Annotated in this window: 20 protein-coding genes; 11 read left to right on the top strand and 9 right to left on the bottom strand. The window is 45.9% G+C overall.

Features of this window, described 5'->3' with window-relative positions:
• The first annotated feature begins 135 nt into the window (after window positions 1-135).
• A complete protein-coding gene (locus FHS57_RS00520; protein ID WP_183970915.1) occupies window positions 136-2838 on the top strand; it encodes a putative LPS assembly protein LptD in 2703 nt (900 codons plus the stop codon).
• Between the two features lie 59 nt (window positions 2839-2897).
• Here the strand turns inward: FHS57_RS00520 and FHS57_RS00515 are convergent, their stop codons facing one another.
• The gene (locus FHS57_RS00515) at window positions 2898-4280 is read right to left on the bottom strand and encodes a S8 family peptidase (RefSeq protein WP_183970914.1); all 1383 of its coding nucleotides are present in this window, start codon (window positions 4278-4280) and stop codon (window positions 2898-2900) included.
• A gap of 344 nt (window positions 4281-4624) precedes the next feature.
• On the opposite strand from FHS57_RS00515, the gene FHS57_RS00510 reads away from it, so the two are divergent.
• Both FHS57_RS00510 and dnaJ read left to right on the top strand, forming a co-directional pair.
• Window positions 4625-5173: a nucleotide exchange factor GrpE gene (locus FHS57_RS00510; RefSeq protein WP_183970913.1), complete on the top strand. Its 549-nt coding sequence runs from the start codon at window positions 4625-4627 to the stop codon at window positions 5171-5173.
• 4 nt (window positions 5174-5177) lie between these two features.
• Complete coding sequence (dnaJ, locus tag FHS57_RS00505; protein ID WP_183970912.1) at window positions 5178-6332, top strand: molecular chaperone DnaJ; 1155 nt, start codon at window positions 5178-5180, stop codon at window positions 6330-6332.
• Between the two features lie 130 nt (window positions 6333-6462).
• Here dnaJ and FHS57_RS00500 read toward each other — a convergent pair whose 3' ends face one another.
• The 5 genes from FHS57_RS00500 to FHS57_RS00480 form a co-directional block, all read right to left on the bottom strand.
• Complete coding sequence (locus FHS57_RS00500) at window positions 6463-7632, bottom strand: ATP-binding protein (protein ID WP_183970911.1); 1170 nt, start codon at window positions 7630-7632, stop codon at window positions 6463-6465.
• A gap of 180 nt (window positions 7633-7812) precedes the next feature.
• Window positions 7813-8415 (bottom strand): hypothetical protein, encoded by a 603-nt coding sequence (locus FHS57_RS00495; protein WP_183970910.1) that lies wholly within the window; start codon window positions 8413-8415, stop codon window positions 7813-7815.
• Between the two features lie 69 nt (window positions 8416-8484).
• Window positions 8485-9051: a Crp/Fnr family transcriptional regulator gene (locus tag FHS57_RS00490; RefSeq protein WP_183970909.1), complete on the bottom strand. Its 567-nt coding sequence runs from the start codon at window positions 9049-9051 to the stop codon at window positions 8485-8487.
• The gene (locus tag FHS57_RS00485) at window positions 9048-10238 is read right to left on the bottom strand and encodes a DUF2252 domain-containing protein (protein WP_183970908.1); all 1191 of its coding nucleotides are present in this window, start codon (window positions 10236-10238) and stop codon (window positions 9048-9050) included. Before FHS57_RS00485 ends, FHS57_RS00490 begins: the two co-directional genes overlap by 4 nt.
• A 14-nt stretch (window positions 10239-10252) precedes the next feature.
• Window positions 10253-11587 carry a D-alanyl-D-alanine carboxypeptidase/D-alanyl-D-alanine-endopeptidase gene (locus tag FHS57_RS00480; RefSeq protein WP_183970907.1) on the bottom strand — a complete coding sequence of 445 codons (1335 nt, stop codon included), beginning with the start codon at window positions 11585-11587 and terminating at the stop codon, window positions 10253-10255.
• Window positions 11588-11748: 161 nt separating this feature from the next.
• On the opposite strand from FHS57_RS00480, the gene FHS57_RS00475 reads away from it, so the two are divergent.
• The 7 genes from FHS57_RS00475 (at window position 11749) to FHS57_RS00445 (ending at window position 19830) form a co-directional block, all read left to right on the top strand.
• The gene (locus tag FHS57_RS00475) at window positions 11749-12726 is read left to right on the top strand and encodes a polyprenyl synthetase family protein (RefSeq protein ID WP_183970906.1); all 978 of its coding nucleotides are present in this window, start codon (window positions 11749-11751) and stop codon (window positions 12724-12726) included.
• Window positions 12727-12745: 19 nt separating this feature from the next.
• On the top strand, window positions 12746-13321 hold the full coding sequence (locus tag FHS57_RS00470) for a Crp/Fnr family transcriptional regulator (protein ID WP_183970905.1): 576 nt from the start codon (window positions 12746-12748) through the stop codon (window positions 13319-13321).
• Between the two features lie 75 nt (window positions 13322-13396).
• Window positions 13397-13837 (top strand): carboxymuconolactone decarboxylase family protein, encoded by a 441-nt coding sequence (locus tag FHS57_RS00465; RefSeq protein WP_183970904.1) that lies wholly within the window; start codon window positions 13397-13399, stop codon window positions 13835-13837.
• A 139-nt stretch (window positions 13838-13976) separates the two neighbouring features.
• On the top strand, window positions 13977-14867 hold the full coding sequence (locus FHS57_RS00460) for a hydroxypyruvate isomerase family protein (RefSeq protein WP_122934063.1): 891 nt from the start codon (window positions 13977-13979) through the stop codon (window positions 14865-14867).
• A 249-nt stretch (window positions 14868-15116) separates the two neighbouring features.
• Window positions 15117-15737, top strand: a complete 621-nt coding sequence (locus FHS57_RS00455; RefSeq protein ID WP_183970903.1) for an RNA polymerase sigma-70 factor — start codon at window positions 15117-15119, stop codon at window positions 15735-15737.
• Between the two features lie 4 nt (window positions 15738-15741).
• Window positions 15742-16737, top strand: coding sequence for a FecR family protein (locus tag FHS57_RS00450; RefSeq protein WP_183970902.1), 996 nt, complete (start codon window positions 15742-15744; stop codon window positions 16735-16737).
• Between the two features lie 21 nt (window positions 16738-16758).
• Complete coding sequence (locus FHS57_RS00445) at window positions 16759-19830, top strand: TonB-dependent receptor (RefSeq protein ID WP_229601228.1); 3072 nt, start codon at window positions 16759-16761, stop codon at window positions 19828-19830.
• Window positions 19831-20137: 307 nt separating this feature from the next.
• Here the strand turns inward: FHS57_RS00445 and FHS57_RS00440 are convergent, their stop codons facing one another.
• Both FHS57_RS00440 and FHS57_RS00435 read right to left on the bottom strand, forming a co-directional pair.
• Window positions 20138-20854 carry a class I SAM-dependent DNA methyltransferase gene (locus tag FHS57_RS00440; RefSeq protein WP_183970901.1) on the bottom strand — a complete coding sequence of 239 codons (717 nt, stop codon included), beginning with the start codon at window positions 20852-20854 and terminating at the stop codon, window positions 20138-20140.
• Between the two features lie 15 nt (window positions 20855-20869).
• Window positions 20870-21583: a class I SAM-dependent methyltransferase gene (locus tag FHS57_RS00435; RefSeq protein WP_183970900.1), complete on the bottom strand. Its 714-nt coding sequence runs from the start codon at window positions 21581-21583 to the stop codon at window positions 20870-20872.
• 199 nt (window positions 21584-21782) lie between these two features.
• Between FHS57_RS00435 and FHS57_RS00430 the strand changes: the two genes are divergently transcribed.
• Complete coding sequence (locus tag FHS57_RS00430) at window positions 21783-22208, top strand: hypothetical protein (protein ID WP_183970899.1); 426 nt, start codon at window positions 21783-21785, stop codon at window positions 22206-22208.
• A 12-nt stretch (window positions 22209-22220) separates the two neighbouring features.
• On the opposite strand, the gene FHS57_RS00425 is transcribed toward FHS57_RS00430, so the two are convergent.
• Window positions 22221-23276, bottom strand: coding sequence for a hypothetical protein (locus FHS57_RS00425; protein ID WP_183970898.1), 1056 nt, complete (start codon window positions 23274-23276; stop codon window positions 22221-22223).
• Window positions 23277-23369: the final 93 nt, after the last annotated feature.

Raw genomic sequence — 23369 nt, 5'->3', positions numbered from 1 at the left:
CTTCAAAACGCGGAATGCCGTACTTTTGCAAATAAAGTAGTTGTAAAGTTGTCTCCACGAACACAGAAGAGTATCGCAAGTGCCGCCCATTGGCTGCTATGTTTGGCCCTAATCTTGATGGGCAACTTTGGGTTAATGGCCCAAAGGTTACTTCCTCGTAAACCAACGAATCCCGTTGTAGCGCCCGATTCGCTCCAAAAGCGCTCGGCCTCACTTCCTCGCGTTGGAGTCACCATGGCCAATGCCGATAGCACCAAAAAAGATACCCTCCAAGCCCAAAGCGACCTCAAAAGCACGGTGGTCTATAGCGCCAAAGATTCGACCATCATGGATCCAACCGCCCAAGAAGTGCATCTTTATGGGCAAGCCAAAGTAACCTATGGAGCCATTGTGCTACAGGCGGATTACATTCGCTTAAACTGGACGACCAACGAGGTTTTTGCCAAAGGAACCTACGACACAACCTCCAAAAAATGGGTTGGAGAACCTATTTTTGAGGACAACGGCGAAAAGTATGACACTAAAGAACTGCGGTATAATTTCAAGACAAGAAAAGGATTTATTAAAGGTATTGTGACCCAACAAGGCGATGGTAATATCCGTGGAACAACGGTAAAGAAAGACGCCGAGGACAATATGTACATTCGTGGGTCGATTTATACAACCTGTAACCTGACTCATCCGCACTTCCACATCGCGGCCAAGAAAATCAAAGTCATTCCCGAAAAACAGGTCATTTCGGGGCCGTTCAATTTAGTAATTGCCGATGTGCCTTTGCCCCTTGGTTTACCTTTTGGTTTTTTCCCCATTCCTAAGAAAAAAGAAATCGGTACGTCGGGACTCATCATGCCTACCTACGGCGAAGAACCCAATGGACGTGGTTACTACCTCCGCGACGGGGGCTACTACTGGGCGATTAGTGATAAAATCAACATGAGCATTACGGGGCAGATTTACTCCCGAGGAAGCTGGGGAATAGGACTAGCGATGCCGTATGCGGTCAAATACCGTTTCAACGGAAACTTTAACCTGCGCTTCAACCGCAACGTGCAAGGAAACGAAATCAAGGTGTTGAACAAACCACGTAATGACTTTAGTCTCAACTGGACGCACACGCCCGTGACACGCGGGACGTCGAGTTTTGGCGCTTCGGTCAACATCGGTAGCAATAGTTTTAACCAATTCAACGAATTTAGCACCCAACGCTACATCCAGAACGTGGCGGGGTCGTCGGTACAATACAACAAACAGTTTGGGCAATTTGCGCGAATGGGAACTAGCGTGCGCGTCAACCAGCGTTTCCCCGACCGCTCTAAAGTAGATGCCGAAGGCAAACAAATTGACCCTGGGGCGATTGACGCAGGCATTGATTTTAACTTCGGTATCAACCAAATTGCTCCTTTTGCCCTCAAAGGTGGAACAGGTGCGTGGTATGAAAGTTTCCGTTTGGGGATGGATTTCAGCGGAGGGCTGACGGCCAACAACAACATTGTGTACGCCGATACGTCGAGTGCACGCTTGGGATTTGTATGGGCGAATCCTCCCTCTAACGTGGTCGGAAGTAGCACAAGTCCCATCACTACGTATGCGTTGAACGCCGAAACATTCAGCCAGTTTATCAAAAACTCACAGTTTACGGGGCGTTTTTCAATCCCGATTTCTTTGCCAAACATTAAATTATTCCGCTACATCAACATCACACCAGGGATTTCGATGTCGGGCGATGCCTTTACACAAAAGTTTCAATACAAATACATCAGCGGAAACAAAGTACAAGTGGATACCCTCAAAGGGTTCTATTTTGCCAACAACGTTTCGTTCAGCGCCAGCGTCAACACCCGCCTCTACGGAACATTTTTTATCAAAGGCAAACGCTTGGAGGCCATTCGTCATACCGTGATTCCTTCGGCGAGTATTAGTTATGTGCCCGACCAGTCGAATTTATACGAAAAAACGGTGGTGAATGAGCGCGGCGAAGTGCGTTACTTGAACCGTTATCGTACCGTAGGTGGAAACTTAACGACCTCTGGTACCTCCGCCGCCGCAATTTCGTGGAGTTTGAACAACTTATTTGAGGCCAAACTCCGCCCTAAATCCGATTCTACGGGCAAGCAGTTTGAGAAAAAATCTATTTTGGACAACTTGAGTTTGAACGGTTCGTATAACCTCATGGCCGACTCGCTCAATATGTCCGACATCAGCATGGCGGCCAATGCCCAGCTGTTTAAAAACTTAAACTTCAACTTCTCGGCTAGTTTTGACCCCTATGCCTACGTGCAAGACGCGGCCTACGGTACGGTTGGACGTAAAATCAATAAGTATTCGGTGATGGCAAACCAAGGGTTGGCAAAATTGTCAAATATAAACATCGCCTTTTCGACGCGGTTTGCCCCCAAAGGTGCCGATAAGCCTAAAAAAGCCAATACCCCTAATACCGAAGAACAACAACGGATGATTAATGCCAATCCTGCGGCCTATGTCGATTTTAACATTCCCTGGACGGTTAATTTTAGTTACAACTTCGGATACACCAAACAAGGCTTGGCCAAAGCAACGACCATTCAGGCCCTGACCATGCAGGGTGACTTTAGCTTGACTCCTAAGTGGAAATTTACGTATTCGACGGGCGTTGACGTCGTAGCCAAAGCACCTTCTATTACCAATATCGGTATCATTCGCGACTTGCACTGCTGGGAAATGTCGTTCAACTGGACGCCTTTTGCGGGATCAGGCTTCCGTGTCAACAACTACAACTTTGAAATCCGCGCCAAATCCGCCCTTTTGCGAGATTTGAAACTTTCACGCCGCCGTTCGTTCTACGATCAGGGCGGGTTTTAGACAACAAAAAAGGGTCCTCTTTTGAGAACCCTTTTTTGTTGTTATTCCTAAAATAGCGATTAGAACGTACTCACATTGAGGCGTCCGCCCGTTACAGTTTTGCCACTGAGTGACGCCGTTGGAGTTACAGTTGATAAGAGTGCGTTTTTGATAGTGGCAGCACTAGCTCCAGGATTAGATGCTGCGTACAAAGCGGCTGCCCCTGATACGTGCGGTGTAGCCATAGAAGTACCGTTGTAGCTGGCATAAGCAGATAGCACTTTATTTCCTGATTTTTTCGGTACAGTTGACCAAATTCCAGAACCAGGAGCCCCTAAGTCCACTTGAGTGGCGCCATAATTAGAGAAACTTGACAATGCCCCTGTATTAGTGATTGACGCTACTGCAATGACATTGGCCACGTTATAGTTAGAAGGGTAGTTGGCCGTTGCATCGTTGTTACTACTGTTGTTGCCAGCCGCCGCAATAAACAAAATTCCCGCATTGTTAGCCCGAACAATGGCGTCATTCAAGGCTTGTGAAAAACCTCCACCGCCCCAAGAGTTGCTAGTAGCTACTAAATTGATACCATGTCTAGTTTTCAAATCAGTGAAATAATCTACCGCTTTGATTGCATTGGCGGTTGTTCCGCCCGTAGAACCTAGAAACTTAGCATTGAGTAGTTTTACGTTCCAGCATACGCCTGCTACCCCTTTGCCATTTCCTCCGACCCCGCCGATGGTTCCTGCTACGTGAGTACCATGATCGTCGTTTACTCCGTCGAAAACGGTATTATCATTACCTGCAAAGTCCCAGCCATAGACATCATCCTTGAGTCCGTTTCCGTCGTCATCAACGCCATTACCTGCAATTTCCCCTGGATTCACGCCTGCATTTGCCGCAAGGTCTTCGTGGGTGTACATATACCCTTCGTCAATGATTCCAATATAAACCGTATTCGACCCTGTGTGGTTGTTTGCCCAAGCAACCGCTGCATGACTACCGTACTGATTGGCGGGTGTTGTGGCAGCACCGTACATTCCCCAAAGCGACCCATTGGTAAAATAGGTGTCGTTAGAGGTAGCATCAGTTGTGTAAATGTAGTTCGGTTCGGCATACTCAATTTCACCCAAGCCTTTGGCTTGAGCAATAGCTTCAAGGGCAGGTAATGGAAGCTCAACAAGTAATACTTCTTGTCCGTCACCAAATTTTTCCATCATTTTGGTGTAGATTTCTTCTTTGACTTTTCCACCAAGACGCGCTAAAACCTCCGCTTTTTTACTGGAAGTAGTACCTGCCTTAAATTTCACGAGCATTTCGTTGGCAACATAGTCGAGGCCAACTCGTGCAGCGTTGTGTGAAGGTGTTGATGAAGGTTGTTCGGTAGGAGCAAGCTCAACTTGGCATCCTACAACGGCAGCACTCAATGTGGCTGCACATAACCATTTTGTAACTGTACGCATAACGATAAAGTTTGTTTGAGATTAAGAAAACGTGAAGCCACAACCCACCTTCTCTTTTGAATATCAAGGGGTAAACAATACATTTTCATAACTTGAATAAAAAAATAGAAGTGCGATTGTGCAATGCTAAAGTGCGCTTTTTTTTAAAAAACTACAATAAAATAGTATATTTTTTATTTTAAGGCTTCCCGTTTATGTTTCACCCTCTCAAGCGGGTTGTGAGCAGCCCTTGACACAATAGGCACAATACCCCATCTGCCAATCTGTCAGTTTTGGCTACTGTGGCAAAGAAATTTTAGATATTTGTAGTTATAAAAAAGAGCAATAAAGGTATTTTTAAAAATATGACAACCGAGAACGAACCAATCCAAAACGAAGAGATTGTGGCAGAAGAAACTACGCCTACCCAAGAGGCTACAGAAATAGCGCAAGAAACGGAAGTAACCAAAACAGAAAAATTGGAAGCAGAAGTAACGGAATTGAAAGACAAATATTTGCGTTTATACGCCGACTTTGAAAACTTCCGCCGCCGTACTGCCAAAGAGAAACTCGACCTTATTTCAAATGCCAATGAAGAATTGATGAAGGCAGTACTGCCAGTCGTTGATGATTTTGAACGCGCGATGGCTTCTTTTGAAACGGTCAACGAAATTGCCCCGTTGAAAGAAGGTGTTGGGTTGATTTACAACAAGTTCTCCAAAACACTGGAAGCCAAAGGTCTAAAACCAATGACGGCAAAAGGGGAAGTATTTGATGCGGATCTACACGAGTCGATTACGCAGTTCCCTGCCCCTAGTGCAGACTTAAAGGGCAAGGTGATTGACGAAATAGAAAAAGGATATTTCTTGAACGAAAAAGTGATTCGCTACGCAAAAGTGGTAGTGGGCAGTTAAGATAATGGCACAAAAAAGAGACTATTACGAAATTCTTGGCGTAAGCAAAGGGGCGTCGGAGGATGAAATCAAGAAAGCCTACCGTAAGTTGGCTATCAAATACCACCCTGACAAAAATCCTGACGACCCGTCGGCAGAAGAAAAATTTAAAGAAGCTGCCGAAGCCTACGGAGTGCTCAGTGATGCCGAAAAACGCAAACGTTATGACCAGTTTGGGCACGCAGGCATGGGCGGAAACGGCGGCTTTGGCGGTGGCCAAGGTTTCGACATCAACGATATTTTCTCTCAGTTTGGGGATATATTTGGCGATTCGTCGCCATTTGGGGATATGTTTGGCGGTGGTGGTGGCGGCGGTGGCCGTCGCGTCCGTCGTGGAACCGACCTCCGCATCAAACTCAAATTAGACCTTCGCGAAGTAGCCGAAGGAGCTGATAAAAAAATCAAAGTAAAACGCTACGTAAGTTGCAACACTTGCGGCGGCAACGGCGCTAAAAATGGCGGCTCACTTAAAACCTGCCATACGTGTAACGGAAACGGCCAAGTACGTAAAGTAGTAAGTACGATGCTCGGCCAAATGGTATCGACCAGCACTTGCCCTACGTGTAACGGAGACGGAAAAATTGTCACCGAACGTTGTGAAGCTTGCGCAGGTGAAGGACGGGTATTAGAGGAGGATTTAATTAGCATCAAAATTCCTGGCGGAGTAGCCGACGGAATGCAGCTTTCCATGAGTGGCAAAGGAAACGTGCCTCCACGTGGCGGTATCGCAGGAGATTTGTTGATTGTCGTAGAGGAAGAAGAAGACGAGCAGTTGAAGCGCGATGGCAACAACTTGGTGTATGACTTGCACCTTAGCTTTATTGATGCCGCATTAGGAACAGCCGTTGAAGTCCCTACCCTCGACGGCAAAGCACGCGTACCGATTGAAGCGGGTATTCAAGGCGGTAAAATTTTGCGTTTGAAAGGAAAAGGAATCAAAGAACTCAATGGCTACGGCCGTGGTGATCAGTTGATTCACATCAATATTTGGACGCCAAAACAGGTAAGCAACGACGAACGTGCCCTGCTCGAAAAACTCCGCAACTCTCCCAACTTCCAGCCTAAACCTGGAAAAAATGAGAAAGGTTTTTTTGAAAAAATGAAGGATTTCTTCCATTAAGATTTTCATATACAACAAAAAAACGGGCACCTCTCAGGTGCCCGTTTTTTTTTATAGAATCTGTTTAGGTTTTTGCCTTGTTCTGTTCTATTCTTTTTACCACCAAGTACACCTTTGGGCTTGCTCAACGTTAACTCCGTTTCAAGAGCGCCAAAAATGCCCTTAACCCAATGGCTGTAGTGTGGTGTGGCATCGGAAATTGCTCAAAACCACTATATACTATCCATCGATGAGTGGCTTCGATGTCTTCAGCAGCCCGAATAAAGCCCGCAGGCACTTTGGGGGTTAGGTTTCTTTTTATTTCAATGGCCCAGCGTTCGGTAGCATTTTCCAAAATAAGATCTATTTCGGTCTGTTCGGCGGTACGATAGTAGGAAACCTGCCATTGATTACTCAAATGGCTGAGAATACTTTCTATCACAAACCCTTCCCACGAGAAACCTACCAACGGATGCCCAAGGAGCGCGTCAAGGTCGGTAATCATGGCGAGGCGGTGTAGCAAACCACTGTCTCGGATATACACCTTGGGTGATTTAAGCAATCGCTTTCGCGTATTTCCCGACCAGGGGGGCAATTCTCTCACCATAAAAAGCTCGCCCAAAATATCCAGATAACTCCTGACAGTGGTATGACTCACTTCCAGCGATTTGCCAAGCATCGAAAGATTGATTTGCTGCCCCTGCAGCTGTGCCAACATCTTCCAGAAAGTCCGCATACGAGCCGATGAAACCCTAAAACCTACCTGTGGAATATCTCTCTCTACGTAAGTTTCGATGAAATCGCCTCGCCAATTCCAACTTTCTTGGTCATTAGGTGCCAAAAAACTATCGGGATAGCCGCCCCTGAGCCAACGTTTTTCCAAAGGCTCTTCGGGTAGTTCGTCTATTTGAAAAGGACTCAACTCCATGTATCGAATCCTTCCTGCCAAGCTTTCAGAACTTTGTTGCAACAAATCTCTGGATGCAGAACCTAACAGTAAAAACTGACCTGCTCGCTCGCCTGCTCGCTTGCGTTGGTCAATCAGCACACGCAATGTACTGAAAAGTTCGGGTTGGCGTTGTACTTCGTCAATGATAATGAGATGGTTTCCGAATTGAGCAAGATACGCTTCAGGATTGGTGAGTTTAGTACGGTCGAATTCGGATTCTAAGTCAAGCAGTAGTTTGGGTTTTTGAGTGTAAACATCCGCAATTTTGTGGGCTAAAGTACTCTTTCCTACCTGTCGTGGGCCCAATAACGCCACAGCAGGCATATTTTCTAATGCTTCCAACAATTGTGGTTCGATGGTACGGAGTATCATTTTTAGTCATTTCCTTTTTTCAAAAATAACCAAAAGGTTTCATATTACAATTTTTTATCTAAAAATCTTGCTATTTGAAAGTTTATATTTCAGAATACAAAATTTTCATATCTCGGTTTATTACTCCAAGTACACAGAAAACTCAGTGAGGCTACATGATGCTAAACCTCCATACACTTCCTACACTTTAGGTATAGCAATCTCATAACGCCCTCCCATAAAAACATACAAAATCAGTATCGCAGTAAAAAAAGCCAAGGCAGTAATGACTAAACCATGAAACGTAGCTTGCTTTTCGCCCACCATTCCAGCGATTTTTTTACGGTGCGTGGCTGCTACGTGGACGCCCAACGCCATGATTCCCAAAAAATAATAGGGGACAAAGTAATACTTAAAAGGTGCTTCTAACACTACCCGAGCCGCAAAATAGAAGTCGGTGTTGGTACCAAAGTAGAGACGCTGCCCAACTACTGCCCCAATGTGTTGGACAATAAAAAACGCAAAAGCTAAACCCGCGTACATTTGCAAACGGTCGTTTAAACTCAAATGAGGCATTTTTCTAAGGGCCACCGCTTGCTTCATGCCACTATATACTTGAAAACCAAAGCACAACAGAAGTACTGTCTCAACAACGGGCTGGCGGTATATGTTGCGCAGGGCTTCCATTATTTCGCGGTGCGTTTCGATGCCATACCACGCCATTGCGTGATTAAAAAGGTGGGCTGCGGCAAAGATGGCAATGATGATTCCCGAAATTCGGTGAAGGCTTTTTGTTTTGTCCATGGTGGCGAGTGTTTATACCTCCAAAAGTCTAGAAAGCGCCTAACACTTCATTTGACAAATGTCAAAAAATCAATATTTGGCCCTGATACGGCTCAAGGTTTCAAGAGTAATTCCCAAATAGGAGGCAATATGCGTCAGTTGGAGACGGTTGCTGAGGTCGGGGAAGCGGCGAAGGAAGGTGTCGTACCGCTGTTGGGCATTTTGAAACTGAATCATGTCAACGCGTTCTTGTAAAATCAAAAACTGCTCCATTGTTACCAAACGGGCGATGCGCTCCACGACGTGAAACTGCCGACAAAGTGCTTCTAAGTCATCATACCCAATGGAATACACCTGCGAATCTTCCAGAATTTCAATCGTATATCGACTGGGCTGCCGAGCATAAAAGCTATCGATGGCCGTAAAAGGATTTCCCTGTGTCGCTAGCCAATCGACCACTTCTTTGTCTTCTTTTCCGTGAAAAACGCGCGCCAAGCCCGACACCATAAAAAACATATGGTGGCAGACTTGGCCTTGCTGAAAAATGATTTCTCCCTTGGCAAATCGGTGAAGCTTGGCTTTTTGGGCAATGAGCGCTTTGGCTTCCTCGGGAAGCCGTTCTATTTCATCAAAAAAGTGAATAATGGGCGACATCATTCAAAAAAACCCTCTTCATGCGCTTCACAGAAAGCGAAATAATCTTGGTGAACTTTGTTAGGATATTCGCGGCAAAACGTGAGTAGGTCTTGCTGCCACTGCGGTTGCTTCGCAAAGTCAATCAGCTCATCGGCAATCGACGAACCTTGACGCCCTGCACTTCGTAAATGCCCCGAGGCAACAATAACGGCCGTGGTTCGAATCAAGTCTTCGAGCGTTTCCAGCTCGCCGTCCCACAAATGAAAATCTAGCTTGTCTTGCTCGGGTTGAAGTTCTTTCAACACAAACGATTTTCCCTGACCTACGATTTCGCAAAACAAGGTTGGTAGTACATTGTTGACCCGACTTTGGATACCCACAATCCGAGCGGCTTCAGTAGGCCAAGTAGGCTGTGAAAGCGGCAAAAGCGGTGCTAGCGTGGACGTTCTTGCCTCTTTGAGATCGAGCAAATACTGTTTCTCTTTCGTATTTTCGACCAAAATCACGTAACGTTCTAAGCCCAAACTGGCCGTTCCCGTAAGCCGCACACCGATGTCACAAATACGGGTAAAAAACGGATTGGGGTGTTGTTGAAGCCAAGCCGTTAGCAACGTTTCGATTTCTGAACGCTTCTGCGCCGATATAGGCAACACCTTGCCATTTTCGAGGTTGAGTTTGCGTTCACCTTCTACTTTGACAGTACGTGCTTTGATAAAATCCTTGCGGCGGCGTTTTTCGAGTTGATCAAAAAACTCGGCCAACATGCCTGTGGCAATACGCCTCTCAATGTCGATGGGTTTTCCCGAGACCAGGGTTTTGGTATAACTATCCAAAAACGCGAGCGCCATTTGTTCGTTTTCTTCGGGTTCCAAATCCAACTCTTCCCCTGCGATGTAAAGGCTCGTGAGCATCCGTGCCAGCTCCCAAGTAGCGGGCAGTAGAGCGGCGTCATCAAAATCGTTAATGTCAAAATAAACCAAGCGATTTTCGGCTTTGTAAGTACCAAAATTCTGCAAATGCAAATCCCCACACCCCCAAACGCGGGTCGGGTCGGTGGTCGAAAAATGCTGTGCAAAGTCTTGAAAAAAGACCGATGAAGTTGCCCGAAAAAATAAGAACAGCCCCTCCGACATGCGTTCGTATTTTTGTTCCAACAACTGTGCGTTGCGCCCTTGATTCGACTGTTTTATGTGTTCGTTGACTGTCATACGTGTAATTACGTCTAGTACTTTTCGTGAATTTCGGTCAAAATTCTCTCTACTTCTGCACGAATTTCGGCCGTTTTTTTGATATAAGCTCCGTTCATCAAGCTAAAAATCAGCGTTTTGCCACTTTTGGTACGAAGATAACCACTCAAACAATACGTGTTGGCCAACGAACCCGTTTTGGCAAAAACAAAAGGCGTTTTGCTTTTGTACTGATTCCGAATGGTTCCCGCTTTTCCACCAATGGCCATCAGCCCAAAGAGGCGTTCTTGCTGAGGAACTTTCGCATGTATTTTTTGCAATAATTTCACCACCGAACGAGGCGTAAACAAATTGTAGCGCGATAAGCCCGAACCATCTTCCCAAATAGGCTCGTCAGGGAGGTCGGCCAAAAACTGTTTTTTAACGTGCTCAATGGCTTTCGTAGCGTCGATGCCTTCGTTGTTCGGGTCGATTTGGGAGGCGCATAAGAGTAAAATTTGCTCAGCAAACATGTTGTCGCTCACCTGCAACATACGGCGGTAGAGGGTATCGATAGGCAAGCTGTAAAGTGTCTTGAACTGTGGCCCAAGGGCTGTTTTTGGAAACAATCGAACTTCTTTTTTGAGCGTATCCGAAAGCAAATAGGCCATGGTGGAGTTGGCGACTCGGAAGGGTAAATCTTCGGTAAACGATTTGGTAGGCCAACCCATCGAGTAAAAATTGTTGGCAAATTCGTCGCGCGCTAGTTTGAATTTTTCGGACCAAGCCGCCGTGCGCAAACTGTCTTTGAACGTACGCGGACTCACGGTGTTGTTGGTAAAGCGCACGACGTTACCATACAAAGGTAAAGGCGAAATTTCGGCTTGGTAGTAGTCGGCATAATCGGCCCACGACCAACCCGCCCCGAAGCGCTTGCCTGTGTAATTGTGAGGATAATAAAACAAATGGCCGCGCCAGTTTTTCAGAAAAGCAAAAACGTTTGAGGCAGGCATATCGGGATGAAGTAAAGAGGGATCGCCCGTTCCCCAAAAAATCAGCGAATCACCCTTGGTGGTATAGCGCAAGGCGGGGATAGAGTCACCGAGCATACATAGCCCCGCGTAGAGCGTAAAAAGTTTGGCGTTGGAAGCGGGTGTAAAATAGCGGTCGGCTTGGTATTCGGCTACGGTTTCTTGTTTTTCGAGGTCATACAAGGCAAATCCCGTATGGTTTTGACGAAAAACGGCCGAATTACTCACCAACTCTCCCCACTTGGTAGCAGGCGGTGCGTTGTTAACTTTGGCCGTCGATTTGGTTTGGGAAGTAGCACAACTTGTCAATAAAAAACTGCCAATAAAGACAAAAAAAAGGGTTTGTAGAGGACGTAGCATAAAATCAAGCTTGTGGGTGGTACGTTCGCGAACTTTGCCAAAGTTGGGGACTTTGCCAAAGGTTTTTACATAATTTCCTCAAAACTTTTTTGGCCAGCCACCGTTTATACGTATAAGTTCCCTTATTTTGGGCTTCAAAGCTTTTTATTCCTATTTATAGCATGACGTTTCAACCTTTCTTAGAGGCCATTGGCAAGCAAGTCGATAACACCACCTACGGAGCAAACCCCATCGAATTATACGAACCTATTCAGTACATCATGTCGTTGGGAGGCAAACGTTTACGACCTCTTTTGACAACACTCTCGGCCCACCTTTTTACGGATGATTGGCAGAAAACCCTCAAACCCGCCGTGGCCGTCGAAGTGTTTCATAATTTTACGCTCATGCACGACGACATCATGGACTGCGCGCCTTTGCGCCGTGGCAAACCGACAGTCCACGAAAAATGGAACGCCAATACGGCAATTTTGTCGGGCGACGTAATGCTGGTCAATGCCTATGAACTTTTGTTGGACGTAGAACCCGTCCATTTACCAAAAGTCATCAAACGCTTTAATCGGACGGCGGCAGAAGTATGCGAAGGACAACAGTTTGACATGAACTTTGAGACGCGTACCGACGTGTCGCAGGAAGAATACATCGAAATGATTCGCCTCAAAACGTCTGTTTTGCTGGGTTTTGCCATGGAATTGGGCGGAATTATTGCAGGAGCCGACGACGCCACCACCCAAGCCCTCTACGACGCGGGCGTAAGCATGGGGCTAGGTTTTCAGTTAAAAGATGACTTGCTGGATGTGTATGGCGACCCCGAGAAATTTGGTAAGCAAGTCGGCGGCGACATCATTGCCAACAAAAAAACGTTTATGCTCATCGAAGCCCTTTTGCTGGCCGAAGGGGAAACCAAAGAACAACTTCACTACTGGCTGGCTCAGGAACAAGGTACGTACGACACCGCCACCAAAGTAGCTGCCGTGACCGATATTTATACCCAACTGGGGATTGACAAAATTGCGGAAGCCAAGGCCAATGCGTATTTTGCCCATGGTTTTGACGTTTTGCAAAACCTGCCCGTAGCCGAAGCACGCAAAAAGCCTTTGCTCGATTTTGCCGATTTTTTGGTGGGGCGTGAAAGCTAACTCCTAGGTGTTTCACAACATGTCTCCCTTGCTACAAGCACATATCAATAAATTTGTTTCCATTAGCGATGACGAAATGGCCGAAATTTTCGGCTATTTCAAACATCAAACGCTCAAAAAAAAGGAAAATTTATTGAACGAAGGGCAAATTTGCAAGACAACCTATTTTGTAACCAAGGGAATCTTACGGAAGTATTTTATCAACGAAAAGGGCGTCGAACAAACCACCGAATTTGCCATCGAAAACTGGTGGATGACTGATACTTTCTCGTTTATCAGTCAGACGACTGCGGAGTTTTACATTCAGGCAGTCGAAAATACGGAGGTATTAGCACTTCCTCGGGATGCCCACGACAAGCTGCTGGAAGCCCACCCTGCGATGGAAAAATACTTTAGATGCGTTTATCAAAGAGCATTGGCCGCTACTCAAAAGCGCCTCAAATTTCGGCACGAGCACTCTAGCGAAGAGCTGTACCATTTTTTTCGGAAGAGCCAACCCGAATTCCTTCAGCGCGTTCCGCAATACCTCATTGCCTCCTACCTCGGTTTTACTCCCGAATATTTAAGCGAAATCAGGAAAAAAAGCATTTCTTAAACCAGTTTAAGTTTTTTTTACCGTTGTTGCCTCACCTTTGTACCATCATTTCAAACATCATAAACAAAGGTAAAAATGAGCAATCGAGTAAAAATTCAGAACGCTTTTCCCGAAGCATGGAAAGCCATGTACGGAGTTGAAACTACCCTTGCAAACACCAACATTCCACTTACGACCAAAGAATTAATGAAAGTAAGGGCTTCGCAGCTCAACCAATGTGCTTTCTGTATCGACATGCACGCTACCAGCGCCCTAAAAAACGGCGAAACCGCCAAACGGTTACTGTTATTGGATGCGTGGAAAGAAACCGACCTTTTTTCGGAAGAAGAAAAAGCCGCGTTGGCCGTTGTCGAAGACATCACGCTCATTCACCAAGGAGGCTTGTCGGAGGCTACCTATCAAAATGCCCAAAAGTACTACGACGAAAAAAGCATTGCCCAACTCATCATGGTGGCGGTCGTTATCAATTCTTGGAATCGAATTGCCATCAGCACTCAGCTTCCTGTCGCCAAATAATCCATAATCGTTTTATTTGACAACAGCCTGACAGCAAATGGGTTGAAAGGTAATGTGCTACGTTAGCAGTAATTTAACAGGGAAAGGCACTTTTGTAGGTGTAAAAAAATGGCACAAGCAACACTTACCATTGTAACCAATGAAATCAAACCTTTCTCGCCGCGATGCCCTCAAAACCTTAGGAGCTTCGGCGGCTACGATTCCTGCTATTGTCGATTCTGCTGAAGCGCACGCCCCCCTTAAACTCAAAGGAAATATCAAGCACTCAGTAAGTCGCTGGTGCTACGCCTCTATCCCCTTCGAAGAACTTTGCCAAGCCAGCAAAGACATGGGCATTGAGTCGATTGAGCTAACAGGACCCAAAGAGTGGGCGATTATGAAAAACTACGGCTTGACCTCTGCCTTGGGATGGGCCGACCCTTGGCCTGAAAAAACGGGCTTAGGTAGTTTTTTGAACGACCCTAAAAATCACGACATCATCGTAAAATGCTACGAAGAATTATTGCCCCAAGCCCAAGAGTACGGAATCACCAACGTAATTTGTTTCTCAGGAAACCGCCGTGGTTTGGGCGATTATCAAGGATTGCTCAATTGCCAAAAAGGGCTTAAACGCCTGATTCCGTTGGCCGAAAAATACAACGTAACCCTCACGATGGAGTTATTGAGCTCACGCGCTAGTCACCCCGATTATCAAGCCGATAATGTAGAATGGGGAGCAGTACTGTGCGAAATGGTGGGGTCTGAGAAATTCAAACTCTTGTACGACATTTACCACATGCAAAGCATGAGCGGCGATCATATTCGCAACATTCAACGCTATGGTAAATACATCAGTCACTACCACACAGGCGGGCACCCTGGTCGTAACGAAATCGACGATACCCAAGAAATTTATTACCCTGCCATTGTGAAAGCGATTGTGGCCTCGGGTTATAAAGGATACATCGGACAAGAATTTGTACCAAAAGCCAAAGACAAAGCAGGAATGCTAGAAGCTTTGAAAAAATGTGTGTTGATTTGCGACGTGTAACGTGTCTGATTGGTTTATTTTTAGGGGAAAAACCCAACATAAATCATACCAAAGCAAATTTGCCATAAATCAGCATTTACAGTATAAAAATATCATTATAAACTATTTTCTAGTTTATAAAATTAAAAAGGGGCGTTTTTCACAAACGTCCCTTTTTTTGTAAATTACCCAAAAAAAATTTTATTCACACTAAGTATTTTAAACTCGTTAATCGTCTATGCCTTAAACTGACCTCTTTAAAAAAACCAAATGGAGCAACCAAAGCCGAACTCCGAACGAACTCCTTTTTGGCAGATAACCAATGATGAAGCCCCTAAAAACCTATCGCTAGAAGTAGAGGATAGGGTAAGGCAAGCGTTCGGCCAAAGTGTCGATGCAGGCATTGCCTTGCTGTTTAGGCTGTATTACACTCCCCTTTGTAGCCATGCGCTGCGATTTGTTTCTTCAAAGGCCATTGCCGAAGACTTGGTGTCGGATATTTTCTACGAATTTCACAGCGAACAACTTTACAAAAAAATAGATACTTCGTTTAGGGCTTATCTATTTACTACCATCCGACATCGCTGTTTTGATTACGTACGACGGGAAATGCAGCGCAAAACCGCCCTCGAAAATGCCGCGTCGGTAAGTACCCACGAAGCACAACACCCCGACTCCATCACGCAGTACGAAGAACTTTACCAAGACATTCAGAATGCCATCAATGCCATGCCCATCAAGCGCCGTCAGATTTATTTGATGAACCGCTTCGATGGCAAACGGAGCCACGAGATTGCCGAAGAATTGTCGGTTTCGTCTCGTACTGTGGAAGCACACCTTTACCAAGCCTTTAAACAACTACGCGATACCCTACGCGATAAATGGTCATAATCAAATGCAATCCACAAACGTCCACATAACCGATGACATGTTGGGCAAATACCTAGCGGGCAATGCGACGGTATTTGAAAAACAACAGATTGACGAATGGGTGAAGTATTCCGAAAATCTAGAAAAATTTTACGCCGCCCTTGTTCGATGGGAGCAGCAAAACCCGCAGTTTGTTCCCGATGTAGAAGAAGCACTTCAAACTCATTTTGCTCGTATTCAGGAAGCTCATTTTCCTACTGCGAAATCAAGAACATTTTTTAAACCTTTTCAATGGTGGGCGGCGGCTTCTGTCGTAGCGGCCTTGGGCTTGACGGCTTGGCTCAAACAAGACACGATTTTGTATAAAACCTACCGCACCGCTTTTGGCCAAACTTCGTCTTTTCGCTTGGACGACGGAAGTCAGGTTACGCTCAATGCCAACTCTTCGCTCCGAGTACCGCGTTTTGGTTTTGGCGACCATACCCGTGAAGTATTCCTGCAAGGCGAAGGAGCGTTTTCGGTGGTTCATACCGCCACACACCAGCCTTTTATTGTCAAAACCAATCGCAAATTCGAGGTCTTGGTGCTCGGTACTGAATTTACGGTCTTCAGCCGTGAACGAGGTGCTAAAGTAATCTTGAACAAAGGAAAAGTACAGCTACGCTACCGCCAAGGCACTACGCCCAAAGAAGTAACGATGAAGCCTGGCGATTTGGTAATGATTGACCCGCAAAACCAGCTGAAACAAACTGTAACCAGTGAACCCGAAAAATACGTAGCATGGAAAGAGCACCGCTTTGTGTTTGACGAAACGCCGTTGGACGACATTACGCACTTATTTCTCGAAAACTTTGGGGTAAAAGTCCGCATCGAAAATCAAGAGCTAAGTTCTTGGACGGTATCGGGTTCGTTTACGGCCCAAAATGCTGGCGAATTGCTCGAAACACTTTCGGAAGCGGCCAATTTGCGCTACCGTCACGAAGGAAATGAGATTATCATTTATTCAGAAACAAATCTATAACCAATCAACAATCACTGCCTTATGAAAAAACACTTACCTATGATGTTAATGGCAGGCATGGTACTAGGCGCCAACAGCCCTAGCACAGCTCAATTGCTTGCCCGCGCTCATGCCAGCGCCTCTATGAAAACAACTGCGGCCGCCGCTCAGAAGTCGCTCAAAGAAGCGCTTCATGATTTGAAGAACCATTACAAAAGCGACATTTTGTTCTTTGATCGAAACGTAAGTAGCTATTCGGTGTCAATGGATGCCGTTAATTACAGCCGTAACTTGGAACATAACCTCAGTAAAATCCTTCAAAACACCAATCTTCAGTTTAAGAAGAGCCATAACGGAAGTTATATCATTGCCCAAAAAGCCGAGAAGGGCGCCATGAACTTAGGCGGAGCTCCGCAAAATTCGACAGTGGAAAGCGCTGTTCCAACGGTTGAAATGGTGCAAGCAGTAGATAAGTCGATTTCGGGAAAAGTCGTAGATGCCGAAAAAGGGGAAGCACTGCCAGGCGTAAGTATTGCCCTCAAAGGGACTAACCAAGGGGTAGTAACCGACGCACAAGGCCAATACAAAATCAACGTTCCTGACGCTGGCGGGACGCTGTCGTTTTCGTTTGTGGGTTTTGCAACGCAGGAAATTGCGGTAGGTAGCCAAACCCAAATCGACGTCAAATTAGTACCGAGTGTGCAGTCGTTGAACGAGGTAATTGTATCAGTAGGTAGCCGTACATCAAAACGTACCATGACCGATACACCACTCCCGATTGATATTCTTTCGGCAGCCGATTTGCGTACTACGGGTCAATTGACGTTTGACAAAGCCCTTCAATACCGCGTGCCTTCGTTTAACACCGTCAATACGCCCGTCAACGATGCGACATCGCTGCTTGACCCTTACGAAATTCGTAACATGGGGCCAAGCCGTACGTTGATTTTGATTAACGGAAAGCGTAAAAACACCAGTGCGTTGATGTACATCCAAACCTCACCAGGACGGGGAGAAAGTGGAGCGGACATTTCGGCGATTCCTCAGCAAGCCATCAAGCGCGTAGAAATCTTGCGCGACGGCGCGTCGGCACAGTACGGTTCGGACGCGATTGCGGGGGTAATGAACATTATCCTAAAAGATAAATTTGACTACGGTTCGGCTACCCTTACGACGGGTATCACCCACAAAGGCGATGGCCAACACGTTGGGGTTGCGGTAAACAATGGGTCAAATTTTGGCAATGGGTACATCAACTACACCATCGACTTCAGTCGTACCGCCTTGGCCAACCGCCCAGGCACAGTAAGCGCTGAAGCCGAAGCCGATGGCAACCTGGGATTTGGGGCTGATTTGTCCACCGTAAAAGCATTTTTGGCCAAATTCCCCGACGCAGGAAACGTCAACGGCCAACCTGAAAACACGGCCGCGAAGTTTTTGGTAAACGGCGGAGTACCTGTCGGCGAAAACTCGGAGTTTTATTTTAACGCTGCTTACGTTTACAAAAAAGTAAACAGCTTTGCCAATTACCGCACACCTTACTGGCGTACGACCGACGACGGACTTCTTACCCCTGCGGGTCAAACTTACGTAGGTTACGTACCGACCTTCCAAGGTGATTTGAACGACTACAACGGAACGATGGGGGTACGTAGCGAAAAGAACGGCTGGAAAACCGATTTGAGCTTTACCACGGGTGGCAACAAGCAACTTTATACGGTGTCAAATACCCGCAACCGTAGTTTGGGTAAAAACTCCCCTATTTATTTTAAACCAGGCGGCTATGCCTTCTCGCACAACGTAGGAAACATTGACCTTTCCAAACAGCTCTCTGACAAACTTAGCTTTGCCATTGGGTCGGAGTTTCGGATGGAGAAATTTACGGTGTTTGAAGGAGATACTTCTTCGTACGTAGGCTCAGGCGCCGACTCTTTCCCAGGCACAACACCTAACAACGCAGGAACAAACACGCGTTTCAACTTCGGGGGATACGTGGACTTAGGTTATGATATTACTCCCGATTTTTTAATCAATGGTACATTCCGTGCCGAACGCTATAGCGATTTTGGAAATGCCAACGTATTCAAAATCAGTAGCCGTTATAAATTCAACAACGATAAAGTAACCATTCGTGGGTCGTATTCTACGGGTTTCCGCGCGCCGTTGTTGCATCAAATTTACCAACAGTTGGCGCAAGCAAGCTTTGTGCCTGGCCAAGGTATTCAAACAAAAGGTATCGTAAACAACGTAAGTCCGCAAGCATTTGCGTTGGGGGTACCTAAACTTACGCCTGAAAAATCGACCAACTTCACGCTTGGTTTGGGCTTGAACCCTAACAAAAACTTGAGCATTACGTTGGATTACTATAACATCAAAGTGAAAGACCGTATCGTACTTGGTTCGGAAATTGCGGGGACAACAGCGGGCAATACCGCTTTAGATAAAATCTTGACCAGCAACGGTATTGTGGCGGTAAGCTTCTTCTCAAATGCCCTAAATACAACAACATCGGGACTTGACTTTGTGGTATCTCAACGCAATTTGCTCCTTGGCCCAGGAAAGCTGTCGGTCAATTTGGCAGGTAATTACACCTTCGAGAATAAATATACGTCAGTAAAAAATACGAAGTTGATTGCCGATGCGGGCAAGTCGGTGTTTGACCGCACACAAGATGCGCTTTTGTTTTCGTCACGTCCTAAGTACAAAACAATTCTTGGCCTTGACTACGCGCTCAAGAAGATTATGTTCAACCTCAACAATACCTTGTTTGGCCCCACTCGTTTCCACCAAAATGGCTTGGATGACAATACCGATACGGAGTTTGTGCCAGCCGTGGTTACTGACTTGAGCATTACGATTCCGTTTACGTCAAAAGCCACATTGACACTCAATGCCACTAACTTATTCAGTGTCATGCCAAAATGGGATTTTGTTGACCTCAAAACAGGTACTCGCACGCGTTTTGAGGCCAAAAACAACGTACCATCGGCCAAATACTGGGACCAGTACAACTTGATTACGTTCAACGGACGCTACTCAAACGTGACTTACGATGGTTCGCAGTTTAGCCAGCTAGGGGCTATTTTCAACGCAAGTCTCAACTTCAAGTTCTAGGCTTGTTAAGTAATAAAGCAAAAGTTTTAGAGTAATTCAAAGTAGCCTCGGTAGAGGCGCAACATTTGTAGTAACAGCAGGTGATTTTTTAATTTTTGCTTCGGAGAAGCATAACTTGTTGCTTTGTTATGCTTCTCCGAAGCAAAAGGGTTTTATGGATGCCCCCTCTACTACTACAAAGGTTGCGCTTCTCCGAAGCGATATAAACTACAAATACACTAAAATTTATGCTCAACTAATTAATAGCATATCATCGGGTTGTGAGCAACCCTTTTCACGATAATACAAAAAACGCTGGCAATCACTGTCAGCGTTTTTTGTGGGCAATAAAATAAGCGTCTTTCCAAGCATAAGCGTCTTTGTCGAGAATCTGGCTTAGGGTGAGGCCATTTCGAGTTAGTAACAATCGAAGTTCTTCTACCAAAAAAGCCCGCAATGTCACTTCGTCTTGACCAATCAATCTGTCTCCTTCGTAATAATCCGATACCCAGTTCCACGTCCAACCCGTGGACAAATTTGGCGTACTTCGGCTCAGTCTTCGATACGTACCTACGGTAATTTCGTCGGTTCGGGTTTGGTGAAAATCGTCAAAAAGAGCAGCGGCATCGATGGCATCAAAGACAAATTTTCCTTGAGGAGCAAGATGGCGAGCAACCGAAGCAAAGCACTGCTCTACATCCTGATTGTGAAGCAAATAACTTATACTCCGACCCGTAATACAAATCATATCGAAGGTACGCCCCAGCTCGAAACTACACATATCAGCCGCATGAATGCTGGCTTTGGGAACGCGCTGCCGAGCCAATTCTACCATCGACTCACTCAGGTCGATGCCCCAATAGTCGTAGCCTGCGGCGCAAAACCGTTGGGCTAGATTCCCTGTGCCACAGCCCAGTTCGAGTACCGACTGGGCTGTGGCGTTTTGTAATTGCTGGTGATAAAAGGCAAACTCTTGGTCATAATCAAAGAGCTGCTGGTACATTTGGTCATAGACCTTGGCAAGTTCGTTGTATAAAGCACTCATGGGAGTTCAAAAACCCTAACCTACGGCATTTAGCTCATAGTGCAGCGGTTGAACAAGGTTTTTTTTCTCCAAAATCACCCCATTGGTATGTTTTGACAAAATAAAGCCATGTTCGTACAAATACTCTAAGTTCCAGCGGCGTACCATTCCATGCTGCATCAACAACGGGCTTTCGGCATGGTTGATAAAATGACCCAGTCCGTAGTAGTCATCCATTTCTTGGGCAGTGATGCTAAACGGCGCGGAATTAATCAAGGGGAAATATTCGAGTGTGATTACTAACGACTGAGTACCTACGTCAGTGAGGCGGTCGATGGCGCGCAGGTATTCGTGGCGCATGTCGAGCGGCAGCGCTACGAGCGAAGCACGGTCATACACCCAGTCGATGGGGCCGAGGTCTTCGGGCGTAAGCGCCATAAAATCTTTTCTAAGTAAGGTAATATTGCCTGCAACGTACGTCTCTTCGTCTGGTTGGTGATACGATAATTTATTCTCCTCAAAAAACTCAATGATGGCTTTTTCAACAAGCTCTACTCCGATGACTTTGTCGGCAAAAGCCGCGAGATAGACCATATCAAGACTTTTGCCACACAAAGGAACAAGGACAGTTTTACCGCGTAATTCGCTGGGGGTAAAGTATGTTAAAACAAACGGATGAATGTCGCGACGGTGAAAACTCGTGTAAAAACCGCCCTTGTCCCATGAGTCGAACCAAAATTTTGCTTCCATTGCTGTAGTTGATTAAAGAGTGTTTAGAGGATAAAACTGATTGTTGGTTCAAAAGTAAGGGAGATAAACAGGGTACTCAATTATGCTTTTTTGAAGCGTAGATTTATACTTTCCAGCCGTTGGTTTTGGTTATTAAAGCGTAAGTTCCAACTTTTTTGTACGTCAATGCGTCGTATTCAAAACCCTTAATGATACGCCAATGAAATACTTATCTCTGTTATTGTTCGCGGTGCTGTTGCTCACAAATTGCCAGCGCGAAACCGTTACCCAAGACCCAAACGTGCTTGAAGGGGCCTACCAAACCAATGCTTTCTTAGATCCATTGTGCGTTGCTATTACCGACGTGAATCAACTTCCTCGTCTTGATATTCTTAAAAATTCGGATGGAAGTTACCGTTTGGTACGCACCACATTTATCCCAAAAACAGCTACCACTACCCTCGAAAACATTTCGGCGGTGGCCGTGTCAGGCGGGTTTTCGTTGCGCTACCAAAACCAACAAATTGGGACGTACGAGGAGGGAAAGTGGTTTAACGGAAAAAAAGAAGTGCGCTCAAAAGTGTTAAAGGTTAGCCATACCGACACTCAAGGTACTTTTTTCTACTATGCAGGTGTTAAAAAATAGTCCAAAGGAAAGTTAATGCGCGTGCTTTTTGAGCCACTTATCCAAGACAGGAATACACCGTAAGTTGGCCCGATTTTGGTAGCTTTCGAGCGGTGTATCCAAGGCCGCTCGCAGCTTCCGAACCGCAGGAACGTAGTTTATTTCTGAGCCTTCAAATTTGGCAATGGTTTCAAGTACATCTTCCGTTTCCGAATAAAACTGTCCATCGTAAAACGTGTGCGTTCGGCGCATTCCATCTTCAAATTGCTTGGCCATTTCCAAGATTCCTTTTTCGATTGACCTGAAAAACAAACTTTTGTCGGGGACGTCGTTATCGGCTAAAAAAGCAAAAACCTCGCCCGCCCAAGGCGTTTCTAAGCGACTGACAAGGTACTGTTGCCACTGTGGATTGGACTTGATTTTGGCCAAGGCGGCATTTCTGACTTCGGTATCTTGGTATTTGTTGGTAAATACCAAAATCGTCACCAACGACGTTTGAGCGTCGGTATTTTCTATTTCTTTTAAAAACTGTTGCTTACGTTGTACTTCTTCATTGGTAGCGGCTTCGGCGCGTTGAGCCGCTTGAACGGGAATATTGGCAAGCCATTCACCTATTATTGCCAGACAACATACGGCACAAAACACCACCGTTCCTTTGAGCGCCCATTGCCAAATTACGTTTGGAATGACACTTTGCAGCCAAGGGTTGACAAGCACAAAACCCACTACCAATAAAGGCGGCAAAGCCCAAACAGCGACGTATTTACCCAAAAAACGCATAATCCACGGTGCGCCACCGTCGCCATTCATGGCTGCAAAAAAGCTAAAAACCATCACCGATGTCCACCCCAAAACAACCAACGCATTGCGAAGAGACGGTTTTTCGGAAACCCAACCAAGGCCACCCTTCCAAAATACCAACGCCGTAGCAATGGTGATTCCAACAGCGACGGCGGCATAAGCAAACAACAACGCAAAGGCATGACCAACGCCCGCATCTCCGCCAGGTGTGGGTTTCCCAGCCATGGTAGCCAGACTGAAGTAGCCAATAAGTGCCAACAAAAGGGCAAGATTTCCAAAGAAGGTCATAGCTTTAAGGGAAAAAGACCCTCAAAGCTATTTTTTTGTTGTCGCATCCCATAAAAAGAATGCCTGAAGCGTAGATACAGTACGTTGAGGCGT

This window comes from Runella defluvii (assembly GCF_014195535.1).
GTDB lineage: Bacteria > Bacteroidota > Bacteroidia > Cytophagales > Spirosomataceae > Runella > Runella defluvii.
The sequence above is the reverse complement of the archived record's forward strand: the minus strand, read 5'-3'. Positions and strand labels throughout refer to the sequence as shown.